This is a genomic window from Marinobacter aromaticivorans (assembly GCF_002806975.1).
GTDB classification, from domain to species: domain Bacteria; phylum Pseudomonadota; class Gammaproteobacteria; order Pseudomonadales; family Oleiphilaceae; genus Marinobacter; species Marinobacter aromaticivorans.
The window spans coordinates 1-3166 of the sequence record NZ_NIHD01000033.1; the positions used below are offsets into that span (position 1 = coordinate 1).

Genomic DNA, 3166 nt, shown 5'->3' on the forward strand with positions numbered 1-3166 from the left:
ACGGAAACCATCGGGTGAACCGGCTTCTAACCAGTAGTTGTAGTACGTTCCGGGCCGACGGCCCTACACCGGACGCCTACTACGCTGCGCTCCGTAGCCGCCGCTAAACAACAGCGTTAGCCAGATGTCGTAAAACTGTCGTATTGGTGGCGTATAGATGACGTAATGTAACCAGTGTTTGTCCCTCACAATTCAGTTGTCCAATAACTAATTGAGAGGTGCGCAGGATGAATATGAAAATTAACCTTGAGCTAGTCAAGAAACTCAGAGCAGAAAAAGCTTGGTCGCAAGAGGAACTCGCTGTGGCCTCCGACTTGAGTTTGAGGACCGTGCAGCGTATCGAAAAAGACGGAAGTATCTCCTTAGAATCTAAAAAAGCACTTGCCTCGGCCTTTGGAATTAAGACGAGTGATTTGGATATAAAAGAAGATAATTCTGCTTTTTCCGATGAAAATTCGGACGCTTTTTATTTTCGTATAGAGAACGGCACCAAGTTGGCTGAAATAGTGGGTGGGGCGTACGCATACCGACTGAATCACGATGACCCAAGGTCGGAAAAAGAAGCGGAGTTGATAGCTTCGGCCGCACAGTCCATCAAAGATTGGGGCGAAATCTGGTCAGATCTTGAGGCTGGGGACAGAGTGAATGCAGCGTACGACCTTTCACAACTCATACAAGAACTGGAGTCAATCGGCATTTGGGTATTTGGTGTGCGCACGAACGAATCCCATCCAGGCCTAGAAGGGAGCAAATGGCCCGTGGCCAACGTATTTTTGATGCGAGAGGATAATCCAAAGATTATCAAGCTTGACCTATAAAATACCGGCTAACAAATGGCTGTTGTCGGACGCGCCTGCGCTGGCGCTCCGGCACGCCGCAAAGCTAAGCGTTAACACTCAGGGAGATCGACCATGAAATGGGCATTTATTGATTACGAGAACGTCGGAAGTCTCGGCAAGGTCGATCTTTCGAGCTATGAACGGGTAATTGTGTTTCTCGGAGCCAAGCAGCCACGGTTGGATTTCACCGACACTAAGTATGATAAGCCGATTAATCTTGTGGTGGTTCAGCTCAAGGCAACCCAAGCAAATAATCTGGATTTTCATCTAGCATACTACCTTGGCAAGTTTGACAACGAGGCTCCACAGGGAGTTACCTTCGAAGTCGTGAGTAACGACACCGGTTTCTCACCGTTAATTGCGCATATCAAAAATGGCGGCCGTCCGTGTAAACAGGTAAAAGTTGCGAGTGCACCTGCGGATACGCAAAAACTGGTTCACAGCCTCACTTCCAAGCCTAAAGAGAAACGTCCGCAAAAGGTCACAAGCCTGCGCAATCATATTGCCTCTCACTTGGGCTTGAAGGGAAACGAGGTTGCAATTCAGAATCAACTAAATCAGTTGGTTGCAGCGAATGTGGTCAAGATTTCAGGCGATGGCATTGAGTACCAGTGTTAACAAGGCCAGGCACGGCGACGCCTACTGCATTGCGGCTTCGCCTCCATTTCGTAGCCGCGCATGCTGGCAGCGTTAAGCGGTAAAGGTACTTTTGAGTAATGGCAAATAACTGGAACATACCGGACTGGCTGGAAAAAGAAGTTCGAGAGCGAGACACGGAGTGTGTCTATTGCCGCAAAGAATTTACCTCTGTGAAAGTGCTACGGAAGTCTGCGGCGAGCTGGGAGCACATCATTAACGATGCCAGCATCATTACGAGAGAAAATATTGCCTTGTGTTGCTGCGGCTGCAATGCCAGCAAAGGTCAAAAGCAGCTATCCGCATGGTTGCAAACCAAGTATTGCCAAGATCGTGGTATCACTCCGGAAACCGTAGCACCGATCATAAAACAGGCTATTGAGCGTGGCCTGTAAGTCAGCGCTTAACAAGGCGCTTAAGTTCGTTCCCGGCCTGACGGCCGTCCACCGGATGCCCTTGACAGGGCACCGCTTAGCTTGGCGTTAGGAGGTTGGTCGTGCTTTACAGCTTTGAGTTCGCAAAGAGGCTCATCGAGGCAGCCGAATCGACGTTCCACAACGGTTTCGAAATGGACGAGGCTGGTCGAACGGTTTTGTACTTGAGCTGTTTGTCATGTGAAATCAGTTTAAAAGCACTTCTCGAACGCACCGGGTATACATCGAAGGAGTTAAAGAAGCTATCCCATGATCTCTCTGCATTACTCACGGAGGTTAGCTCTTGCACTTTGATCTCTTCTGGGAAGGCATCTACCCTGCGATCAAAAATGGCAATGCCAGACACGGGAAATGGCACAATCGGAACATTGCTTGAATCAGAGTTGTCGGGTGGTTCCGTTTACCCAAATGAAATACGGTATGGGGATACAGTTCGGCACTATCCCCCAGAGGCAATGCTGAACTGTGCAAAAGTTGTGAACGATTGGTGCATTCAACACGATGGAAGGCTTGTCCGCATGGGAGCGTCCCAGTAATTTGGGGTACTGGGCTGCCATTACTCCTCAATAAGAGGCAAAGGAGCAGAAATGGGATTTCGAATAATTTTAGTCGTATTTTTTTCGTTAATATTAGTTGGTTGTGGCGTAAACAAATCAATGGTGTCCCAAGAAGCCGATGGGCCGAAAGATTTATTCGTGAACTTGCAGGCAGATCCTCTCCTTATCAGTATTGAATTAAGGATGATTCTGGAGTCGAAAGGATATCGGGTAGCTTTAAGCACAGAAGAGACTGGGAGAGCTGTTGTAGAGAATACTAACAGTGGGAGTATTGTTCATAAAAATGTGAGTCAGTCTAATTACCGATATGAACTCATTCTCGCGTACCAGCCAATACAAGAAAGAATCCAATTAATTGCAGCTTCTATTCGCGATAGAAAAGAAAATAAAGTACTGGGGACTTATCGATGGAGTTGGGACAGATTACTACCAGCGCCAACAATAGAGGGCGCTATTGAAAAAATTGATCAGAACCTTTTGTCAAAAGTTTTTGTGCAGTGAAGTTTACTCCTAACAAAAACAGTCACGGCGACGGCTACTACATTGCGGCTTCGCCTTCATTCCGCAGCCGCGCGTGCTGTTGGCGTTAAAGGCTGGGGCTTCGGTGGGCTTTATTGCCGAATTTGGTGCAACTCGGCAAGTTTGTTGTCGAGCTTGGTTGCTCAGCCGAACCGGATGGCTGGGAAGAGTTTTGTGCCCT

At 48.0% G+C, this 3166-nt stretch carries 4 protein-coding genes; all 4 read left to right on the forward strand.

Annotated features, from left to right (window positions below; all coding sequences use genetic code 11):
- Window positions 1-227: 227 nt before the first annotated feature.
- The 4 genes from CDH48_RS18965 (at window position 228) to CDH48_RS18985 (ending at window position 2967) form a co-directional block, all read left to right on the forward strand.
- Window positions 228-818 carry a helix-turn-helix transcriptional regulator gene (locus CDH48_RS18965; RefSeq protein ID WP_100690254.1) on the forward strand — a complete coding sequence of 197 codons (591 nt, stop codon included), beginning with the start codon at window positions 228-230 and terminating at the stop codon, window positions 816-818.
- A gap of 93 nt (window positions 819-911) precedes the next feature.
- Entirely contained in the window at window positions 912-1457 is a 546-nt protein-coding gene (locus tag CDH48_RS18970) for a PIN domain-containing protein (protein WP_100690255.1), read from the forward strand.
- Between the two features lie 98 nt (window positions 1458-1555).
- Window positions 1556-1870: an HNH endonuclease gene (locus tag CDH48_RS18975; RefSeq protein ID WP_100690256.1), complete on the forward strand. Its 315-nt coding sequence runs from the start codon at window positions 1556-1558 to the stop codon at window positions 1868-1870.
- A gap of 626 nt (window positions 1871-2496) precedes the next feature.
- Window positions 2497-2967, forward strand: a complete 471-nt coding sequence (locus tag CDH48_RS18985; protein ID WP_100690258.1) for a hypothetical protein — start codon at window positions 2497-2499, stop codon at window positions 2965-2967.
- The last annotated feature ends 199 nt before the right edge of the window (window positions 2968-3166 follow it).

What these genes read in the sequence shown, in the direction of transcription:
- CDH48_RS18965 (WP_100690254.1), top strand. Translation starts at nt 228, where the DNA reads ATGAATATGAAAATTAACCTTGAGCTAGTCAAGAAACTCAGAGCAGAA.
- CDH48_RS18970 (WP_100690255.1), top strand. Translation starts at nt 912, where the DNA reads ATGAAATGGGCATTTATTGATTACGAGAACGTCGGAAGTCTCGGCAAG.
- CDH48_RS18975 (WP_100690256.1), top strand. Translation starts at nt 1,556, where the DNA reads ATGGCAAATAACTGGAACATACCGGACTGGCTGGAAAAAGAAGTTCGA.
- CDH48_RS18985 (WP_100690258.1), top strand. Translation starts at nt 2,497, where the DNA reads ATGGGATTTCGAATAATTTTAGTCGTATTTTTTTCGTTAATATTAGTT.